Source organism: Nesterenkonia maliinae, from assembly GCF_051262655.1.
Lineage (GTDB): Bacteria > Actinomycetota > Actinomycetes > Actinomycetales > Micrococcaceae > Nesterenkonia.
The window spans coordinates 209,766-229,657 of the sequence record NZ_JBIMEY010000004.1 but is presented as its reverse complement, the minus strand read 5'-3'; the positions used below and the strand labels follow the sequence as shown (position 1 = coordinate 229,657).

The window sequence follows — 19,892 nt, the reverse complement described above, 5'->3', positions numbered from 1 at the left end:
GGTCACAGGTTACGTCAGTTCCTGCACGAGTCCCAGCACCACCGGAATCACTCCCAGCAGGATGAAGCCCGGCAGGAAGCAGAGTCCCAGCGGCAGCACCATCTGCACCGACAGTCGGGCGGCCTGCTCTTCCACCGCCGCGCGGCGACGACGGCGCGCCTGGGCCGCGGTCAGCTCCAACAGCTCCGCCGTGGGGGCGCCGGTGGCATGGGCGAATGCCAGCTCTGCGCCGAATTCGCGCAGCTGGGAGTGGCCGTCCACGCAGACCCAGGCTTCTCTCCATGGCCGTCCCGTCAGGAGCCCGCGGTGCACCCGGCCAAGCGGGGCGCAGCCTGGCACGTCCTTGGAGAGTCGTTGCACGGCAGACTCGATGCCCACCCCGGCCCGCAGCATCGCCGCCGTGAGGTCCAGCAGGGTCGCCGCATCCGGTGCGTGTGGTGGGGCGGTGCGCCGAGCACGCGAGTGGGGTGAGGTGACCCGCTGCGGGACGCCCCTGCCGGCTGCGCCCGGTCCGAACGTGCCCGCTCCGGACGCGCGCCGCGGTGTCTGCGGCGGCGACGAGGCGACCGAGAGCACCAGCACGAGGATCCCCGTCAGCAGGGCGCAGCCGAGGGCCGGGAGCACCTGTGCCTCAGCCATGCCGTTCCACGGCGCGGATCAGTCGGGTGCTCCAGCGCCAGCCGAGCAGCAGGCATCCCAGCCCCGCCACCAGGCATCCCCATCCCAGCGTCGAACCGAACAGCACTGCTAGAGGTTGGGCTCCCATCAGTGCGCCCATGGCCACTCCCCCGAGTGGCAGGGCCGCCAGGATGAGCTGAGTCATGCGCGGGCCGGCAGCTGCGGTTCGCACGGCGGCATCCAGCGCGGCCGAGTCCTCCAGTGAGTCGGCCGCCTTGCGGCAGAGCCGCGAGAGTGGCGCCCCGGTGGACTGCGACAGCGCGTGGATGCTGATCAGTCGTTGGAGCACCTCGATGAGGACAATGGTGGCGCCGGGGAGTGCACGGGAGACTGGGGGAACGACGGCAGCAGGGTCGGCGACGGTCTCGACGCGGGTCGCCGGGATGTTCCTGGAGAAAGGGCCGGCCCTGGGGCGGTCTTGCGCGCTGAATGAGGCGAGGCTGCGCCGGAGACCGACCACGGCACCGAGACCTGCCTGCTCTGCGGAGGCCGTCCGTTCACAGATCTGGGCGAGCGGGTGCGAGTCCTCCCGCGAGCGCCAATGGGCGCTCAAGTCAGTCCATGCCTGTGCCTGGGACCGTCCCGACTGCAGCAACGCGGCGTGCTGGTGCAGCAGCGACACCGCATTGGACCGCAGATCACCCACGTCACCTCCGTTGCGCGATCTCCACCTCACCGGCAGCTTGCTGAGCCAGGCCCACCCGAGCGGCGGCGCAGTGCGCACCGGCTCAGCGAGCTGCGGCCCGGGCCGGCGCGGCGTGCTGGGAGCCTCCCGACGCGGGGCGATTCCGAGCAGACCGGCGATGACCATGGTGGCGCTGACGCAGGTCAGCACGAGCAGCGGTGTGGGATCGGTCATCGCAGGCCGATCCGTCGGGACAGCTCATCCCAGCCGACCTGGGTCTGCACGTCGGGACGATCCCCCGCGTCGAGGTCTCCGGCGAGCAGCGCCGGCACCATCTGAAGCCTGCGCTCCACGCAGCGGACCAGGGAGATCGCCACCGGCATCCGCCGGCCTCGCCGACGTTCCATGTGGATCACCGCGTCCAGGGCGGCACCGGCTTGCAGCGCCACGGATTCCGGCGGCAGCTCGGCAAGCGCTCCCATCGCGATGAGCCTGGCCGGCACGGCATGGGGTGAATTGGCGTGGATCGTCCCGACCGCTCCCTGGTGTCCGGTGTTCATCGCGGTGAGGAAGTCCTTGAGCTCGCTGCCCCTGCACTCCCCGACGATCAGCCTGTCGGGCCGCATCCGCAAGGTCTCACGGACCAGCTGGCCCATCCCGAGCTGACCGGCTCCCTCCACGTTGCCTCTGCGCTGCTGCAGGTGCAGCACATGGGGATGGTCTGGCCGCAGCTCCGTGATGTCCTCCACGATGATGATCCGCTCCCGATGGGGACACTCGGAGAGCATGGAGCCCAGCAGACTGGTCTTCCCCGAGCCGGTGGCTCCGGAGATCAGACAGTTCAGCCGAGCGGCCACGACCCCGCGGAGGACGGGGAGCCACACTTCGGGCGCGTCCCATTGAAGGGCAAGCTGTTCCAACGTCTCCGCTGAGCCGCCGGAGATGCGCACCGAGATCATCGTCCCCTCCACCGCGACCGGCGGTATCAACGCATGGATCCGACAGTCGCCGATCCGACCGTCGGCGCAGGGCTGTCCCTCATCGAGCCTCCCCCCGGACAGCGCGATCAGTCGTCGAGCCAGACCACGCACCTGTTCCTCCGTGGAGAAACGCACCTGCGTCCTGATCAGCCCCTCCGGACCGTCTGTCCACACCTGACGGTGACCGTCGATGAGCACATCAGTGACGCCTGGCTGCTCGATCAGCGGCTGCAGCGGACCAAGCCCGACCAGCTCATCCCGCAGCGTCCGGACCAGTTCCCCGGTGGTGCGCGACCCCAGCGCCAGCCCCGAGGCGCGGACCGCTTCGGCGATCCGGGCAGCGGTCACCGGCTCGGCGGAGCTGGTCAGCGTCTCGCGCAGCGAATGAAGCTGCTGGTCACTCATGCCGCACCGTGCTCCGGGACGTCCAGACCCTCCAGCAGCGTCCCGATGAACGCTGCGCCGCGGCGAGATCGGAGCAGCTCGTAGGCGGCGCCGATCGACTCTTCCCGACGCAGCCAGCGCTGCTCCGGAATATCACCGGCCAAGGGGATATCCGTGGCCGCCGCCAGCTCCGGCGGACTCCAGCCGGCGAGCGACGCGCCGTTGGCCACCAGTCTCAACGGCACCCCCGCCTCGGACTGACTGAGCTGGAGAGCGGCTGCGGCTCCCCGCGCGCTGTAGGGTGTCACCAGCAGCAGCTGATCCAGGTGCTCGCGCACCAGCGTGAGGGCCTCGGCATCGCGCCCGACGTCGATGACCACCGTGTCGAAGACCCGTCGGGCCGAGCGCACCACTGGTTCCAGCATGCGCCGACGCACCTCGACGCCGGGGGCTCCGGTGAGTACATGAACCCCGTCGCGAACCGGCAGTGCGGCCGCGAGCTGCGGGGAGGCGAGCTCACCTTCGAGAGCGGCGAGCTCCGCCCATCCGAGCTCCTCCCCGGATCCAGCCTCCGCGTCGCCGCGGCGGGCCGACCTGACGCGCCCATTCCGAACTCCGGACTGGCCCTCCCCAGCGTTCAACAGCCCAGAGATGCCAGACCCGGGAGCCGGGTCGGCATCGACGAGCAGCACGGAGGCGCCTCTCACAGCCTGTTCGGCGGCGAGCAGGTACGCCACCGTGCTGGCCCCGACGCCACCGAGCACACCGGCTACCGCCAGCACCCGACCCGGGCTCCGATCCAGCACCCGTTCCCCCAGATGCCGGGCCAACCAGGGTTCCGCCTCGGGCAGCGGAACCGGCTGCAACCCGGAGTGCTCCGCCGCGAGCCTCCAGAGCTGCTGCCCCTCACCCGAACCTTGCCCGGTGTCACCGAGCAAGAGCGCTCCGCGCCCCAGCCGCGGAAGTGGAGGCGGGCGGTCGGTCCCACACATCAGGACCGCCCACTCCCGCGGCTCCACCGCCTCCCAGTTGGGGCGAGACTCGAGCGCGGCGCCCACCGTGGCGGCGATCAGTGCGACGTCGTCGCGCAGCGCCCGATCTTCGGTGATCAGCAGCAGTCGGGGTTCAACGTCCATATCCATACCCTGCCGAGATCGGCTGCTGACGTGCGCAGAGAGGGTCCAGCTGTGGAAAGCCGACTCCCAGGATGGAGTTCTTCCCGAGGTGGGGAAAACTCTGGGGAAAACCAGGCGGGAGATTCTCGGACTCTCCAAGAATCCTGCGGCGACGGGCGACGGACGATCCTTCAGCCCTGAGCTGCGACCCCACCCGTGATGAAGAAGTGCGCCGATTCCGAGGCGAGCTGAACAGCTGCCACATCGCCGCTGACAGAACTGCCGTCGCCGCTCCCAGGATCAGCATCCATGGCATATGCCCAGCCGTGATCGAGAGGACGGTGAGGATCACGTTCCCCAGGGTGATCGCCCCCAGTGCCAGCAGTGTGGCGGTCCGCTTCCATCCTTCGGCAGGCCCCCGGAGCACCGCGGCTGCGGCGAGAGCCCACACCGCCGCTGGCGGAAGCACCACGGCAGTGGCGAACACACGCGCACCCGACGTGCTCACCGTCTCCGTCCCCGGATCCTGGGGTCCGATCCCACCGGCGAAGACCATCGAGATCACGTATAACCCGAGGATCGCGAGTGCTTCTCCTGCCAGCACCACCACGGCGAGGACACGAACAACAGCAGACATGCGATCGAACGATCCCTGCGTCATGTGCTTCCCTCGGGCCCGGTCACCCGCAAGGCGACATCCACTGGTGCGACAGGGGCATCCTACGTCCCGGGTGGTCTTCTGGTGGTCAAGGCACCGCCGTCGCCCACTCCCGCTCTGTCCGGACTGCGCTCCCCGCCCTAGACTGACACGATGAGCAGCGCCTCCTCTCCCCTTCCGACGTATCAGGACGCGGACCTGCGCCGGGTCCTGGGCGTCGTGGCCCATCCCGATGACATGGAGTACGGAGGCTCGGCGGCCGTGGCTCGGTGGACGGCCCAGGGCGCGGAGGTGTCCTATCTGCTGCTCACCGCTGGTGAAGCGGGGATGCGCAGCCGCAGCCCCGAGGAGGCGGCAGACATCCGAGCCGAGGAGCAGCGCCGTGCCTGTGAGCTGGTCGGCGTCTCTGACCTGGTGATCCTGGATCTCCCCGACGGAACGCTGGAGGCCTCCCTGGACGCCCGGCGCCAGATCGCGCGACGGATCCGGCAGCTGCGCCCCGAGGTCGTGCTGACCCAGACCTGGGAGCTGAAGGTCAGCTGGGGACTCAACCATGCCGACCACCGAGCCACCGGACTCGCCACGCTGGACGCCGTCCGCGATGCCGACAACCCGTGGGTCTTCCCCGAGCTCCTCGACCAGGAGCTCCTCGAACCCTGGGCGGTGGGAGAGTTGCTGGTCTTCGGCTCCGCACCGACCCATGTCATCGATATCAGCGGGGAGCCGCTGCAACAGGGGCTCGCCTCGTTGGAGGCCCACGAGCAGTACCTGGCCGAGCTGGGCGGCGCCGCCGAGACCCGCCAGATGCTTGAGTCCATGGCCGCGGAACAGGCCGCGGACCTTCCGGGAGTCGACCACGCCCTCGGCGTCGCAGTCCACCGGATGAACTGACTCGTTCCTAGAGGCCCGGCAGGTAGTCTCCCGGGTCCACGTTGCGTCCGGCGTCCCAGGGCTCTTCCCAGCCGAGCCGGTTGATCACCCGATCCACCAGAATCCCGGTGAAGCCCCAGATCAGAGTCCCATCCACGAGAAACGCCGGGGCCTTGAACACTGTCCCGGCGCGACGCAGCACGGTCATCCGGCGGTTCTCCGGGCGGATGAGCGCATCCAACCTCACCGGCAGCACGCGTTCCACCTCGCCGGACTGCGGGCGCAGCAGCCCGGTGTGCCCGGCCATGGCGATCACCGGGGTGACCATGAAGCCGCTGATCGGCACCGGAGCCGGCGGCAGGGTGCCGAGCACTCGGACGCGGCCAGGGTCGAGCCCCACCTCCTCCTGGGCCTCACGCACCGCCGCGGCAGACGGGTCGCGATCGGACTTCTCCTGAGCGCCGCCGGGGAAGGAGATCTGACCAGGGTGCTTCTTCAGCCCCGGCGAGCGCTCGGTCAGCAGCAGATGGGCCTCGTCGTCGTCGGGAGTGGGGGCGCAGAAGAGCATCAGCACAGCCGCCTGCCGGGCGTTCTCCATTCCTGCCGGGGTCTTCCTCGGCGCCGTGGTGGCCGGGCGCTGATTCCACCAGCCGCCGGAGCCTGCGGATTCAGGGTGCTCCAGCGCGTAGTCACGCCCCTGCTGCAGCAGCGCCTCGAGCCGGGTCGGAAATGCGGCGCCGGTCAGCGAGAACCCGGCTGGCGCCTCGGCATCGGGCGCCCCCGGCCTCAGCGGGTTGGAGTCGGCGTCACGCACTGAGCGGGTATCCCTGCGCGCGCAGCTCTCGGCGCGTGTGCCCGGCCTGCATCTTCGCCAGAAGCTCCTCGCGCCCCGGCGCCAGCTCGTACTTCAACAGCGTGGCGGCCGTCTCAGGGTCGACCTCACCGGCGCCGAAGGAGGGGCACAGCGAGGCGATCGGGCAGGCGCCGCAGGCCGGGCGGCGGGCATGACAGATGCGCCGGCCGTGGAACACCAGCCGGTGGGACAGGTCGGTCCAGTCACGCCGCTCGAAGAGCTCCGCGACCTCATGCTCCACCTTCACCGGATCCTGCTGCTCGGTCATCCCCAGCCGCCGAGCCAGCCGGCCGAAGTGCGTGTCAACGGTCAGCCCAGGTTTGCCGAAGGCGTCTCCGAGCACCACGAACGCGGTCTTGCGCCCGACGCCGGGCAGCTTGACCAGCGCGTCCAAGGAGCCGGGCACCTCGCCGTCGTGCTCACTGACCAGCGCATTCGAGAGCCCCAGCAGCGAGCGGGTCTTGGCGCGGTAGAAGCCGGTGGACCGGATCACCTCCGCAAGCTCGTCCTCCTCGGCGTGGGCCATCGCGTGCGCGTCCGGCCAGCGCCGGAACAGCTCGGGCGTGATCGCGTTGACCCGCACATCAGTGGTCTGCGCGGAGAGCACGGTGGCGATCAGCAGCTCGAAGGCGTTGGTGAAGTCCAGCTCGGCCACCGCGTAGGAGTAGACCTCCCCCAGGACACGATTGATCCGGCGCACGCGGCGCTTCTTTCCCAACAGGGTCTCTTGACTCATTGCAGACCATTCTACGGAGCACCCGAACAGGGTGTCCGCTATGTGATATCCACCTCAGGCTCAGGGGCGGAAAAGATGTATTGTGAGCGGGAACACAGGAGTATCCAAGGAGGAGCCGCATGACCCAGAATCCCCAGCAAGAGAACAAATTGGACTCGATGCAGAAGTCGGGTCAGGTCTTCCCCCCGAGCGAGACGTTCGCGAAGAACGCCGTCGCCACCCAGGAGCGGTACGACAAGGCCGCCGAGGATCGCCTCGGCTACTGGGCGGAGCAGGCCCGCTCCGTGCTGAGCTGGGACAAAGACTTCACCGAAGTGCTGGACTGGTCCGAGGCACCGGTGGCCAAGTGGTTCGTCGGCGGCGAGGTGAACGCGGCCTACAACGCAGTGGACCGCCACGTCGAAGCCGGCCATGGCAGCCGCGTCGCCCTGCACTTCGAGGGTGAGCCCGGCGATTCCCGCAGCATCACCTATCAGGAGCTGGCCGACGACGTCGCCCGCGCCTCCAACGCCTTCGAGTCCCTCGGCCTCACCAAGGGTGACCGGGTGGCCATCTACATGCCGATGATCCCCGAGACGATCGTGACCATGCTGGCCTGTGCCCGCATCGGCGCCATCCACTCCGTGGTCTTCGGCGGATTCTCCTCCGACGCGCTGCGCTCCCGCATCGACGACGCCGAGGCGAAGCTCGTGGTCACCGCCGACGGCTCCTACCGCCGCGGCAAGCCCTCCACGCTGAAGCCAGCCGTCGACGACGCGCTCGCCGAGCCCGGGCACACCGTGGAGCACGTGGTCGTGGTCAAGCGCAACGGCGAAGAGGTCGCCTTCAACGAGGACCTCGACGTCTGGTGGCACGATGTGGTGCCGCAGCAGTCCACCGAGCACACCTATGTGGCCCATGACTCCGAGCACCCGCTGTTCATCCTCTACACCTCCGGCACCACCGGGAAGCCCAAGGGCATCCTGCACACCACCGGCGGCTACCTGACCCAGACAGCAGTGACCCACCGGGACACCTTCGACCTGCGACCGGAGACCGACGTCTACTGGTGCACCGCCGACGTCGGCTGGGTCACCGGGCACTCCTACATCGTCTACGGCCCGCTGGTCAACGGCTCCACCCAGGTGATCTACGAGGGGACCCCCGACTCCCCGCACAAGGGACGGCTCTGGGAGATCGTGCAGAAGTACGGCGTCACGCAGTTCTACACCGCGCCGACGCTGATCCGCACCTGCATGAAGTGGGGCCGGGAGATCCCGGACCAGTTCGACCTCTCCACCCTGCGCGTGCTCGGCACCGTGGGTGAGGCGATCAACCCCGAGGCGTGGCTGTGGTTCCGCGACGTGATCGGCGCGAACAACGGCGTCGGCAAGGCTCCCAAGGAGGAGCCCGCTCCGATCGTGGACACCTGGTGGCAGACCGAGACCGGCGCGCACATGATCGCTCCGCTCCCCGGCGTCACCGCCACCAAGCCGGGCTCCGCGCAGACCGCGGTGCCCGGGGTCTCCATCGGCATCGTCGACGAGATGGGCACCCCCCTGGAGAAGGGCGAGGCCGGCCTGCTCGTCATCAAGGAGCCCTGGCCCGCCATGCTGCGCGGGATCTGGAAGAACCCGGAGCGCTACCAGGAGACCTACTGGTCCCGCTTCGGCGATGTCTACTTCGCCGGCGACGGCGCCCGCACCGATGAGGACGGCGACGTCTGGCTCATGGGACGCGTGGATGACGTCATGAACGTCTCCGGACACCGGCTCTCCACCACCGAGATCGAATCCGCGCTGGTCTCCCACCCGTCGGTCGCCGAGGCAGCCGTTGTCGGGGCCAAGGATGCGACCACCGGTGAGGCTGTCGTGGCGTTCGTGATCCTGCGCGGCGATTCCGAGGGGGGCGACAAGGAACAGATGGAGCAGGATCTCCGCACCCACGTGGGCAAGGAGATCGGCCCGATCGCCAAGCCGCGCAACGTGCTGGTGGTGCCCGAGCTTCCGAAGACCCGCTCGGGCAAGATCATGCGCCGCCTGCTCAAGGATGTGGCCGAGGGCCGCGAGGCCGGAGACGCCTCCACCCTGGCCGATCCCACGGTCATGCTGCAGATCGCCGAAGACATGCGGGCCAAGCACGGCGCCGCCTAGCCTCTAGCCCCACCCCAGCGTTGAGGGGCGGATTCTGCGGACATTTCACCCCATGACGGGGTCGAATGCTCGTGGAATCCGCCCCTCAACGCGTGGTGAGGGTTTCAGAGGGCCGCTAGGCTGTGGGCATGCCCTCTGAGACTCCCCGCCTGCTGATCATCAACGGACCCAACCTGAACATGTTGGGGACCCGTGAGCCCGGGATCTACGGCGCCTCCAGGCTGGCCGACATCGAGGCGCTGTGCCGCGACGCCGCCGCCGCGCTCGGCTTCGAGGCGGAGCTGCTGCAGTCCAACCACGAGGGCACCATCATCGACGCGATCCAGGCCGCGAAGGACAGCGCCGCGGGCATCGTGATCAACCCGGCGGCCTATACCCACACCTCGGTGGCGATCGCGGACGCGCTGCGCGCGGTGGACCTGCCGGTGGTGGAGGTGCACATCTCCAACGTGCATGCCCGTGAGGAGTTCCGCCGGCATTCCTACGTCTCCCCCGCCGCCGCGGCGGTGATCGCCGGCGCCGGGCTCAACGGCTACCGCTACGCCATCGATCATCTGGCGTCGCTGCTGAAGCCGAGCTGAGCCGCTCAGGCGCCCATGGAGCTGCGCCACGCGGCGTCGAGCTTGGCGTAGTACCCGCCCTGGGCCGCCAGATCGGCCGGAGCGCCGTCCTCGACCACTCGGCCGTCATCGATCACCAGGACCCGGTCGGCGATCGCGACCGTGGAGAGCCGGTGCGCGATGATCAGCGCCGTGCGGTTGCCCAGCAGCCGCTCGAGCCCCTGCTGCACCAGCGCCTCACTGGGCAGGTCCAGCGATGAGGTCGCCTCGTCGAGGATCAGCACGGCGGGGTCGGCCAGGAAGGCGCGGGCGAAGGAGATCAGCTGACGCTGACCGGCCGAGAGCCTGCCGCCGCGCTTGTTGACATCGGTGTCGTAGCCCTCGGGGAGCTCCATGATCAGGTCATGGCAGCCAACGGCCTTGGCCGCGTCGATGATCTCCTGCTCGGAGGCCTCCGGGCGGCCCAGCGCGATGTTGCCGCGGATGGTGCCGGAGAAGAGGAACGCCTCCTGGGTCACCATGGCCACGTGCCGGTGATGATCGGCCACGGCGAGCTCGCGCAGGTCCACCCCGTCCAGGCTCACCGAGCCGCCGCTGACGTCGTAGAACCGAGCCAGCAGCTTCGCCAGGGTGGACTTTCCGGCTCCGGTGCGTCCCACCACGGCCACGGTCTGGCCGGCGGGGATGTGGAGATCCAGGGCATGGAGCACCACCGGGCCGTCCTCGACGTAGCGGAATGAGGCCTGTGTGAACTGAAGCTCTCCCCGGGCCTCGGGCAGGTGGCGCGGGTCATGGGCTTCGGTGACCGTGGGGCTCTCCTCCAGCAGCCCGGAGACCTTCTCCAGCGCCGCGGTGGCCGACTGCAGCGAGTTGTAGAACATCGCGATCATGTCCAGCGGCTGGAAGACCCGCTTGGTCGCGAGCACCAGGGCGACCAGCACCCCGATGCCGAGATCGCCCTCGAGCACCCGGTATCCGCCCCAGAGCAGGACCACGGTGACGGTGATGTTGCCGATGAGCATCAGCGAGGGCTGGAGCACCCCGAACAGCGAGATCGAACGCACCATGTCCTCGCGGTAGTCCGCCGCCAGGCGACGGTACTGCCGGGACCGGGAGTCCTCGCGGCGGAAGGCCTGCACGGCACGGATGCCGGTCATGGACTCCACGAAGTGCACGATCATCTTCGCCGAGGAGACCCGGGTCCGTCGGTACGCCACCTCGGAGTTGCGCTGGTACCAGCGGCCGAGCACGGCGATCGGGATCAGCGCCGCCAGCAGCACGAGTCCGGATTGAAAGTCCATGATCAGGATGGTGACGGCAGTGAAGAACATGAACATGATGCCCTGGACCAGGGAGTTGATCCCGCCGTCGAGGAGCTCGCGCAGCGATTCCAGGTCAGAGGTCTGCCGGGAGATCACCTTGCCGGAGGTGTAGTCCTCGTGGAAGTCCAGGCTCAGCGCCTGGGTCTTGCGGAACACCTCTCCGCGGAGGGTGAAGAGCATCTCTTGGGAGGCTTCGGCGGTCATCCGGGTGTAGTGGAAGATCAGCACCCCCGCGATCACGGCGCAGGCGATGTAGGACAGGCCGGGGAGCCACATGCCGGAGCTCTGCCCCTCGGTCATCCGGGGCAGGCCCCAGTCGATGGCCCAGGCGACGATGAGCGGGATGGAGGCCTGCGCGGCCTGGGCGATCACCACGAAGATCGCGGTGATCAGCAGCTTGCGGCGGACCCCGACGGAGAGCTGGACGAGCAGCTTCCAGGAGCGGCGCCGGATGAACTGGCGCTCCTCCTTGTCCATCTGGATCTGTTCCTCGCCGGCCGTGCCGCGCAGGTGGGAGAAGCGGTCCTCGGCGGAGTCGCCGGTGGCCTGTCCGTGGGACTCGCTGGTCGACTCGGTGCCATGGCTGCCGATCAGCTCCGCCGCGTCGTCGCCGAGCGGCTCACCGGTCGCCTGATCCGTGGTCCTGCCCCGGGGTTCGCTGGTGGCCTCACTCATGGCTGAGCACCTCCTCGGCACTGACGGGACGGACGCTGGCGCTCATGACCTCGCGGTAGGCGGGACTGCGCTGCAGCAGCTCGGAGTGGGTGCCGACGTCGCTGATCCGGCCGTGCTCGAGCAGCGCCACCCGGTCGGCCATCGCCACGGTGGAGGGGCGGTGCGCGACGATCAGCGTGGTGGTCCGGTTCAGCACCTCGCGCAGGCGGTGGGTCACGGCCTCCTCGGTGCGCACGTCCAGGGCGGAGAGCGGGTCGTCGAGCAGCAGCACCGAAGGGGCGGAGGCGATGGCACGGGCCAGCGCGAGGCGCTGACGCTGTCCGCCGGAGAGGCTCAGCCCCTCCTCCCCCACCGGGGTGTCCGCGCCGTCGGGCAGGGTCTCGACGAATTCGGCGTCGGCGGTGATCAGCGTCCGACGCAGCACCTCTTCGAGCTCCTCCGGCGCCGGCGCGGCGTCGCGGTGCGGGTTCTGTGGATCGTCGACGTCGCGCAGGTGGGAGGTGCCCAGCAGCACGTTGGACTTCACCGAGGTGGAGAACAGGATCGGATCCTCGAAGGCGACCCCGATACGGGAGCGCAGGTCAGCCAGGCTGAAGTCCTTGACGTCCACCCCGTCGACGCGGATCGCGCCGCCGGTGACCTCGTAGAGCCGGGGGATCAGGTTCAGCAGCGTGGAGGTGCCGCCGCCGGTGGCGGAGACCAGCGCCATGGTCTCACCCGGCCTGACCTGCAGCGTGACCCCGTCGATCAAGTCCCGTTCCCCGGCCTTGGTGTCGGGGTAGCGGAAGTGGACGTCGTCGAGCTCCAGCACCCCGCGCTCCGGGGCGAGAACGGGAGCGGAGGGTGAGGTGATCTCGGTGGCGGTGTCCATGACGTCGGCGTGCCGGTCGATGGCGGTCTTCGCGGTGAAGGTCATGCCCAGCATCATGCCCACGCCCTCGATCGGTCCCTTGAGCACGGCGGCAGTGGCGAAGAAGGCCGCGAGTGCTCCGATGGTCACGCCCGTGGTCTCCTGGTTGGCGACCTGCCAGATCCCGATCAGCAGGCACAGCCCGAGGATCCCCTCGGGCAGGATCACCATGGCCATCAGGAACTTCGCCAGGGTGCGGGCCTTGGAGACCTCGAGGTCGCGCAGCTCGTCGGCCTCTTCGGTGAAGCCGTCCAGAGCGTAGTCTCCGCGGCCGAAGGCCTTCAGGACGCGGATCCCGTGCACGGACTCCTCGACCTTGGTGGCGACGTCGCCGGCCTGGTCCTGGGAGGCGCGCGAGTAGTGCACGAACTTCTGCCGGAACCGCGGCCCGATCACCATGATCGGCAGCGCGGCACCGAGGAACACCACCGCCAGCAGCGGCGAGAGCGTGGCCATCAGGGTGAATCCGACCAGCAGGCTGACCACGGAGGTGATCAGCATCAGTGACCCGAAGGCGAACCAGCGACGCAGCAGGTTCAAATCAGCGATCGCGCGGGACTGCAGCTGTCCGGCACCCCAGGCGGAGTGGAAGGAGGCGGAGAGGTCTTGGAGCTTGTCGAAGAGCCCGGTCCGCATGGAGGTCTCGGCATCTGAGGCCGGCGGGATCACGAAGAATCGTCGCAGGTAGACCAGTCCGGCCTCCAGCACGCCCAGTCCGAGGATCACCGCGCCGGCCATCCACACGGCGCTCACCTGCGCGTCGTCGTCCAGCAGCGAGTTCACCAGGACCTGGAGCACCTGCGGGATGGACAGCGCGACGACGCCGGCGCCGATCGCCGCGATCAGGCCGAGGGTCCAGCGCAGCTTGAGGCCGTCGAGATAGGGCCTGAGTCGTGCCAGGGCCTGCCAGAGCGTGCGAGGGCGCTCGGGTGTCTCAGTCGTCTCGACTCCGGCCGCTCGTTGCATCAAGCAACTAACCTATGTCGTTTCGTCGTGAACTTCAATCAGTGTGGCCTCGGGAGGACAGAACAGCCGGACCGGGGCCGTGCGCGAGGTGCCGATGCCGGCCGAGACGTGCAGCGGGACCTCGCGGGCAGCCTCACCTTGTGGGTCCGTGAGCCGTCGGCCAGGCACCTGCTCGGCGGGGACCTGCTGCGCGGGAACCTGCACATAGCTCAGGCCCTTGGCCTGGGAGCGCGGCAGGTCGCAGTTGGTGACCAGCGCGCGGCCGCCGGGCAGGCAGACCTGTCCGCCGTGGGTGTGGCCCGCGAGGATCAGCTCGGCGCCGTTGCCGGCGAGCGTGTCCAGGGCGGCGGAGACGGGTGCGTGGGCGACCCCGATGCGCAGCGGACCGACCTCCGAACTGCGGTCCTGCGCCGAGCCTTGCGCGTGCGCCCGACTGCCGTCCGCGGGCCAGCCCTGGAAGTCGTCGCGGCCGATATGCGGGTCATCCACCCCGGAGAAGCTCAGCGGCTGTCCGGCGACGGTCATCGCCGCGGTCTGGTTGTTCAGGTTCTTCCAGCCACTGGACTCGAAGGCGCTGAAGAGTCGCGGCCAGTCCAGATCCTCAGGCTCAGCGTCCAGCTTGGAGGGACCGCGGAAGTAGCGCAGCGGGTTCTTCCACGTGGGCGCGAAGTAGTCGTTGGATCCACCGACGAACACTCCGGGGAACTGCCGCAGCGGCTCCAGGGCCTCGAGCACCTCGCCCACGGCGTCGGGGTCCGAGAGATTGTCCCCGGTGTTGATGACCAGGTCGGGCTTGAGCTCGGCCAGCGACTGCAGCCAGGCGAACTTCTTCCGCTGTCCCGGGACGTAGTGGATGTCGGAGATGTGCAGGATCCGAAGCCCTGCCCCCGCGCGAAGTGGCACGCCGACGTAGCGGATCCGGAAGTCAGTGACCCCCAGACCCACCACCTTCAGCGAGGTCGAGGCGCTCAGTCGTCGTCTCCGTCAGAACCGGTGTTGCCACCGTTGCCGCCACCCGTGTTGTTGTTGCTGTTGTTGTTGCCGCTGTTGCCACCGGTGTTGTTGCCGTCGTTGTTGGAATCTCCACCGTTGCGGTCGCCGGACTCAGGGCTGTCCACGGCGTCCCCGGTGTCGGGGTCGTCGCCCTCGGACACCGTGCCACCGTCGCGGTAGCGTGCCAGGTCGCGCCGGTCCTCGTAGGGAGAGTCATCGGCCTCGCGGAAGTCGGAGGTGTCATACTCTTCGCCCACGGCGGTCATGTAGTCGAGCCACATCGGGGCCGCCAGCGTGGACCCGTAGAAATCCTCATAGCGCTGCCCATTGACCGCCACCCTGTTGTTGTTATAGCCCTGCCCCGGGCCGACCCTCTCGGTATTGCCCACCCAGCTGGCGGTAGCGACGCCCGAGGAGTAGCCGACGAACCAGGTCGAGGAGGCGAAATCGTTGGTTCCGGTCTTCCCGGCCATTGGGAAGGGAGGATCTCCCGCGGCGACCGTGCCCTCCGCGATATTGATGGTGGTGTCGTTGACCTGCGCGACCACGTCCTCGTCGATGACCTGCTCGCAATCGGCCTCGGGGACGTCGTACTCGTTGCCGCGGGTGTCGGTGACCTCGAGGATGGCGCGCGGCTCGCAGAAGTTCCCGTCGTCGGCGAACGTTGCGTAGGCCGCCGCCTGGGTCAGCGGAGAGAGTCCCCCGGAACCCAAGACGAAAGCGGGGTTGGCGGGCGAGAGGCCCTCATTGTCGTTTGCCGTTCGGATGCCGAGCCGGTCCGTGACGTCGGTGATCGCGCAGAGATCCATCTCGGCTGCGGTGGCCAGCGTCGCGGTGTTGACGGAGAAATACATGCCGTAGTCGATCGTCATCCGCCGGTTGGAGTCTTCTTCGACGTTCGAGACGTCCCAGACATCTTCAGCGGTGGTGTAGCCGCGCTCGAGACAGCTGGCCTCCCACCGCTCCGTGTCGGCCCACTCGGCCACGGAGGCGTCGACGACGTCGTCGGTCTCACCACCCTCCTCGATCCAGGCCGCGACGACGAAGGGCTTCAACGAGGAGCCCGCCTGGAAACCACCGCCGCCTCCGGCGTCGGAGCCAACGTTGTAGTTCAGCGTGGTGCGCCCCTGCTGCGAGGTGTCGGGGTCGAAAACACGATTCTGCGCCATGGAGAGGATGTTGCCGGTGCCGGGCTCCACTGAGGTCAGCGTCGCTGCCGCTCCGGACTCGTCTGTCACGGGAACTGTGGACTCGACCTCGTCCTGCGCCACGGTCTGCGCATCTGGATCCAGGGTGGTCGTGATGCGGAGCCCGCCGCGATCCAGCAGCTCTGCACGGGCCGCCTCGTCGGGGCCGAAGGTGTCGCTGGCGAGGATCTCGCGGCGCACGTAGTCACAGAAGTACGGGGCCATGCTTGCCGAGACGCAGCCGACCTCTTCGCGGTTGATGTCCAGCCCGAGTCCCGAGCCGACGGCCTCGTCGTACTCTTCCTGGGTGATCACGTCTTCATTGAGCATGGCGCCGAGCACCACGTCGCGACGGCCCTGGGACGCCTCCGGGTTGACCTCGGGGTTATAGCCGTTGGGCGACTGCACCATGCCGGCCAGGACCGCGGACTGAGCCGCGTTCAGCTCCGACGCCGGGATGCCCCAGTAGTACTGGGCCGCGGCCTCCACACCGTAGGTCTGGCCTCCGAGGAGAACGATGTTCAGGTAGCCCTCCAGGATCTCGTCCTTGGTCATCTCCTGCTCGACGGCGACCGCGAGCTTCATCTCCCGCAGCTTGTCGGCGTAGGTCTTCTGGCCGGTGCCGGAGATGGTAAGCCGGCCCTCACCGGTGAGGACCACCGCGTTGATCAGCATGTTGTTCACGTACTGCTGGGTGATCGTCGAGGCGCCCTGCTGGGAGTCGGAGGTGGCGTTGTGCACCAGCGCGCGGGAGAGGCCTCGGGGATCGACACCGCCATGCTCGTAGAAGCGCTCGTCCTCGATGGCGATGATGGCGTCGATCATCTCCTGGGAGATGTCCTCCAGGGCCACCGGCTGCCGGTTCTCGGCGTAGAAGGTCGCCAGCTCGGTGCCGTCAGAGGCATAGATGTGGGAGGGCACGCTCAGCGGCTCCTCCGCCAGCTCGGCGGGGATGTCCTCGAGGATCTCCGTGCCGGCGGACGCGGCAGCACCGCCGGAGGCCGCGAGCGGGAAGATCAACCCTGCTGCCAGCAGGCCGCACAGAGCACTCACGCCCAGGAAGGACATGATCTTGCCGACCGTGGTGGCAGTATCAAACAGGGGAGATTTACGCGACGCCATAGGCTTCATCTTACCGGCAAGGACAAACCGGTCGCGGGAGGTGACGTCGCGCGCATCCGGGCGGACTCTTCTTGGTCCCGGCGAGCGTCCGTTAGTCTGAGGATATGAGTGCATCTGAGACCCAATGGGAATACGCCACGATTCCGCTGATCATCCACAACACCAAGGGCATCCTTGACCAGTGGGGCGAGGACGGCTGGGAGCTAGTCACCGTGCTGCCCGGCCCGGAGGGCAACGCCCCCGTCGCCTACCTCAAGCGTCCGCGGAACTGAGCCAGGCGATATGGCTGAGCAGATCTCTGCAGTTGAAGCGCGCCTGGCCGAACTCGGTCTGAGCGTCCCCGAGGTGGTCCCCCCGGTCGCGTCGTATCAGCCGGCGGTCATCGCCGACGGCGTGGTCTATGTCTCCGGACAGCTGCCCTTCGTCGATGGAGCCCTGCCGCTGACGGGCAAGGTCGGCGCGGAGGTCACCGAGGAGCAGGCCTATGAGCTTGCACGCCAGTGCGCACTGAACTGCATCGGCGCGCTGAAGTCTGCTGTGGGCGATCTCGATCGCATCACCCGCATCGCGAAGGTCGGCGGCTTCGTCGCCTCAGTCCCGAGCTTCACCGGTCAGCCCAAGGTGCTCAACGGCGCCTCGGAGCTTCTCGGCGCGGCCTTCGGCGACGCCGGACAGCACGCGCGCAGCGCTGTGGGCGTGCCCGTGCTGCCGCTGGACACTCCGGTGGAAGTCGACCTCATCGCCCATGTCCGCTGAGCCCTCCGCAGTCCTGACCCAGGACCGACGGTGGCAGGAGCAGGAGCGCCGCTGGGCGGAGGTCGGCTTCGCGCCGGTGATCATCGGCGGCGACGCCGGAGCCTACGGCGCCGCCCGGGCCTTCCACGAGGCCTACGGCATCACCTCGCTGGTGCTCTCGAAGCACCAGATGTGGATGATCAAGCATTCGAAGATCATCACGCACCTGGAGATCGAGAACGGCACCGTGATGGAGCACGTGCGCACCGGGCTGAACCTCGCCCCCGTTCGGCGACTTCGTGATCAGGGGATCCCGATCCTGCTGCTGGGCGCGATCGACTCCACCGTGCAGGCGATCATCGAGCTGCGTGAGGCTCACCCGGAGGACCTGGGCGACGACGTCGTCGTGCCCTATGTCGACCGGGCCCGTTTCGATGCCGCCACGGTCAAGGACAACTTCACGGCGCTGGCCGAGAAGCTCGGCGTGGACCACCCGGTCACCCGAGTGGTGGACTTCAGCGCCGCGCCGGACACCCAGCTCCCGCTGGATCTCAGCTTCCCCGTCTGGGCGAAGCCGGCCGATGTGACCGCCTGGTACTGGACCGAGTTCGAGGGCAAGCACAAGGTGCACCGGGTGCAGACCCCCGGGGAGCTCGCGGAGCTCTTCGGCAAGGTCCACGCCGCCGGGTACCGCGCGAGCTTCGTGGTGCAGGAGGAGGTCCCGGGCGATGACCAGAACATGCGGGTGCTCACCTGCTACGCCGATCAGAACTCGCGGATCCGCTTCGCCTCCTGGGGCGAGACTGTGGTGGAGGATCACTCCCCCGCCGCACTGGGCAACCCCTCGGTGATCCTCACGACGAAGAACTCCGAGGCCGTGGATCAGGCGCAGAAGCTGCTCACCGAGCTGAACTGGGTGGGCTACGCGAACTTTGACCTGAAATTCGACCCGCGCGACGGCAAGACCAAGTTCTTCGAGCTCAACCCGCGGCTGGGCCGCTCCAGCTACTACATCACCGGTGCGGGCAACAACCCGGTGGAGTACTACGTGAAGGACTTCATCCGTGGCGAGCTCTCGGCCGACGGCGGAACGTCGCGCGTGGAGGACCAGCAGGAGACGGTCTACACCGTGCTGCCGGGCTGGCTGGCCGGACGCTACGTCTCTGACCCGGAACGACGACGGAAGATCCAGCGGATCCTCCGCTCAGGCGGTGCGCGAAACCCGTTCTTCTACGCGGCCGACCGCAGTCCGCGCCGGGTCGCGCTGCTGCTCGCCGCGCAGGCCTCGCTGGTGCGCAAGTTCCTGCGGTTCTACCCGCCCTCGGCCGTCACCGGGGAGTAGCCTCCCTGGTCACCGCAGCGCATCCCCGCGGGCGCTCCGCGGGCGACCGGCGCAGCCATGCTGTGGACGGCCGCACACACAGAAGGAGCGCCCGGCAGTTCGCCGGGCGCTCCTTCTGTGTCTGTACTCAATGCTGGTCAGGACCAGCGGGCTCAGATCAGCGGGAGCGCTGGCGGATCCGCTGGATGTCCAGGATCACGACGGCGCGCGCCTCGAGGCGCAGCCAGCCGCGCTGCACGAACTCGGCCAGCGCCTTGTTCACGGTCTCGCGGGAGGCGCCGACCAGCTGGGCCAGCTCCTCCTGGGTGAGCTCGTGAGCCACGAGCACGCCGTCGGGAGCCGGGCGGCCGAAGCGGTCAGCCAGGTCCAGCAGCGCCTTGGCGACACGTCCGGGGACGTCCGAGAACACCAGGTCCGCAAGGGACTCGTTGGTGCGGGTCAGTCGCTTGGCGAGGGCCTGGAGCAGCTGGACCGAGACCTCGGGGTTGGTGGTGATGACGTTGCGCAGGCTGTCGTGGCGCAGGCCGGCCAGCCGGGTCTCCGAGACGGCGGTGGCCGTTGCGGTCCGTGGCGCAGGGTTGAACAGAGCCATCTCGCCGAAGATCTCGCCCGGGCCGAGCACGGCCAGCAGGTTCTCGCGACCGTCGGGGGTGGTGCGCCCCAGCTTGATCTTCCCGGAGATGATGAAGTACAGCTGATCACCCTGGTCGCCCTCGTGGAAGACAGACGACCCGCGGGAGAGATCAACTTCGGTCAGCTCTTTGATGAGGGCGCTGAAGACGTCGTCGTCGAGCGTGGCGAACAGCGGTGCGCGGCGCAGTACTTCAAGATCCATGGGCGATCCGTTCTTCCTGGATGTGTGAGATAACAGAGTCTCGTTGATTAGAAGTTACCAGTTCGCCTCGACGTGCGGAAACGTTCAGCAAGCGGCGAAGGATTCTATGTCATTCTTTGTGGAGCAATTTCGCCGTCCTAGCACTCGGCGCAGCAGCTCCGAGCGGTCCCGCCGACCGCAGCGGCGCGCCGTCGCGCGACGGACCACCATAAGC

General features: G+C 68.4%; 18 protein-coding genes. 6 read left to right on the top strand and 12 right to left on the bottom strand.

Going from position 1 to position 19,892, the window contains the following annotated elements; translation table 11 throughout:
* Positions 1-9 precede the first annotated feature (9 nt).
* From ACHAA4_RS09920 to ACHAA4_RS09900, 5 genes are read right to left on the bottom strand one after another with little or no spacing between them, the layout of a single operon-like run.
* Complete coding sequence (locus ACHAA4_RS09920) at positions 10-639, bottom strand: type II secretion system F family protein (RefSeq protein ID WP_435774013.1); 630 nt, start codon at positions 637-639, stop codon at positions 10-12.
* Positions 632-1,537, bottom strand: a complete 906-nt coding sequence (locus tag ACHAA4_RS09915; protein ID WP_435774012.1) for a type II secretion system F family protein — start codon at positions 1,535-1,537, stop codon at positions 632-634. Before ACHAA4_RS09915 ends, ACHAA4_RS09920 begins: the two co-directional genes overlap by 8 nt.
* Positions 1,534-2,688, bottom strand: coding sequence for a TadA family conjugal transfer-associated ATPase (locus tag ACHAA4_RS09910; protein ID WP_435774011.1), 1,155 nt, complete (start codon positions 2,686-2,688; stop codon positions 1,534-1,536). Before ACHAA4_RS09910 ends, ACHAA4_RS09915 begins: the two co-directional genes overlap by 4 nt.
* On the bottom strand, positions 2,685-3,803 hold the full coding sequence (locus tag ACHAA4_RS09905) for a CpaE-like family protein (protein WP_435774010.1): 1,119 nt from the start codon (positions 3,801-3,803) through the stop codon (positions 2,685-2,687). Before ACHAA4_RS09905 ends, ACHAA4_RS09910 begins: the two co-directional genes overlap by 4 nt.
* Positions 3,793-4,419, bottom strand: a complete 627-nt coding sequence (locus tag ACHAA4_RS09900; protein ID WP_435774009.1) for a hypothetical protein — start codon at positions 4,417-4,419, stop codon at positions 3,793-3,795. The genes ACHAA4_RS09905 and ACHAA4_RS09900 overlap by 11 nt, the downstream gene beginning before the upstream one ends.
* Positions 4,420-4,593: 174 nt before the next feature.
* Between ACHAA4_RS09900 and ACHAA4_RS09895 the strand changes: the two genes are divergently transcribed.
* A complete protein-coding gene (locus ACHAA4_RS09895; RefSeq protein WP_435774008.1) occupies positions 4,594-5,331 on the top strand; it encodes a PIG-L deacetylase family protein in 738 nt (245 codons plus the stop codon).
* Between the two features lie 7 nt (positions 5,332-5,338).
* Here the strand turns inward: ACHAA4_RS09895 and ACHAA4_RS09890 are convergent, their stop codons facing one another.
* Positions 5,339-6,124: an NUDIX hydrolase gene (locus ACHAA4_RS09890; protein WP_435774007.1), complete on the bottom strand. Its 786-nt coding sequence runs from the start codon at positions 6,122-6,124 to the stop codon at positions 5,339-5,341.
* On the bottom strand, positions 6,117-6,899 hold the full coding sequence (nth, locus tag ACHAA4_RS09885; protein ID WP_435774006.1) for an endonuclease III: 783 nt from the start codon (positions 6,897-6,899) through the stop codon (positions 6,117-6,119). The genes ACHAA4_RS09890 and nth overlap by 8 nt, the downstream gene beginning before the upstream one ends.
* Before the next feature lie 119 nt (positions 6,900-7,018).
* Between nth and acs the strand changes: the two genes are divergently transcribed.
* Both acs and aroQ read left to right on the top strand, forming a co-directional pair.
* Positions 7,019-9,031, top strand: coding sequence for an acetate--CoA ligase (gene acs / locus ACHAA4_RS09880; RefSeq protein WP_435774005.1), 2,013 nt, complete (start codon positions 7,019-7,021; stop codon positions 9,029-9,031).
* A 128-nt stretch (positions 9,032-9,159) separates the two neighbouring features.
* Positions 9,160-9,612: a type II 3-dehydroquinate dehydratase gene (gene aroQ / locus ACHAA4_RS09875; protein WP_435774004.1), complete on the top strand. Its 453-nt coding sequence runs from the start codon at positions 9,160-9,162 to the stop codon at positions 9,610-9,612.
* Between the two features lie 5 nt (positions 9,613-9,617).
* Here the strand turns inward: aroQ and ACHAA4_RS09870 are convergent, their stop codons facing one another.
* From ACHAA4_RS09870 to ACHAA4_RS09855, 4 genes are all read right to left on the bottom strand, one after another.
* Complete coding sequence (locus ACHAA4_RS09870; protein WP_435774039.1) at positions 9,618-11,390, bottom strand: ABC transporter ATP-binding protein; 1,773 nt, start codon at positions 11,388-11,390, stop codon at positions 9,618-9,620.
* 190 nt (positions 11,391-11,580) lie between these two features.
* Positions 11,581-13,464 carry an ABC transporter ATP-binding protein gene (locus ACHAA4_RS09865; RefSeq protein WP_435774038.1) on the bottom strand — a complete coding sequence of 628 codons (1,884 nt, stop codon included), beginning with the start codon at positions 13,462-13,464 and terminating at the stop codon, positions 11,581-11,583.
* A gap of 12 nt (positions 13,465-13,476) precedes the next feature.
* Complete coding sequence (locus tag ACHAA4_RS09860; protein ID WP_435774003.1) at positions 13,477-14,409, bottom strand: metallophosphoesterase; 933 nt, start codon at positions 14,407-14,409, stop codon at positions 13,477-13,479.
* Positions 14,410-14,432: 23 nt separating this feature from the next.
* The gene (locus ACHAA4_RS09855) at positions 14,433-16,766 is read right to left on the bottom strand and encodes a transglycosylase domain-containing protein (RefSeq protein ID WP_435774002.1); all 2,334 of its coding nucleotides are present in this window, start codon (positions 16,764-16,766) and stop codon (positions 14,433-14,435) included.
* Positions 16,767-16,870: 104 nt separating this feature from the next.
* Between ACHAA4_RS09855 and sp36 the strand changes: the two genes are divergently transcribed.
* The 3 genes from sp36 to ACHAA4_RS09840 are packed head-to-tail and all read left to right on the top strand — an operon-like array spanning position 16,871 to position 18,843.
* Positions 16,871-17,038, top strand: a complete 168-nt coding sequence (sp36, locus tag ACHAA4_RS09850) for a Sp36 family protein (protein WP_166645872.1) — start codon at positions 16,871-16,873, stop codon at positions 17,036-17,038.
* Between the two features lie 10 nt (positions 17,039-17,048).
* Positions 17,049-17,522, top strand: coding sequence for a RidA family protein (locus ACHAA4_RS09845; protein WP_435774001.1), 474 nt, complete (start codon positions 17,049-17,051; stop codon positions 17,520-17,522).
* Positions 17,512-18,843 carry a carboxylate--amine ligase gene (locus tag ACHAA4_RS09840; protein ID WP_435774000.1) on the top strand — a complete coding sequence of 444 codons (1,332 nt, stop codon included), beginning with the start codon at positions 17,512-17,514 and terminating at the stop codon, positions 18,841-18,843. Before ACHAA4_RS09845 ends, ACHAA4_RS09840 begins: the two co-directional genes overlap by 11 nt.
* A 157-nt stretch (positions 18,844-19,000) precedes the next feature.
* Here ACHAA4_RS09840 and ACHAA4_RS09835 read toward each other — a convergent pair whose 3' ends face one another.
* On the bottom strand, positions 19,001-19,678 hold the full coding sequence (locus ACHAA4_RS09835) for a Crp/Fnr family transcriptional regulator (RefSeq protein ID WP_435773999.1): 678 nt from the start codon (positions 19,676-19,678) through the stop codon (positions 19,001-19,003).
* Positions 19,679-19,892: the final 214 nt, after the last annotated feature.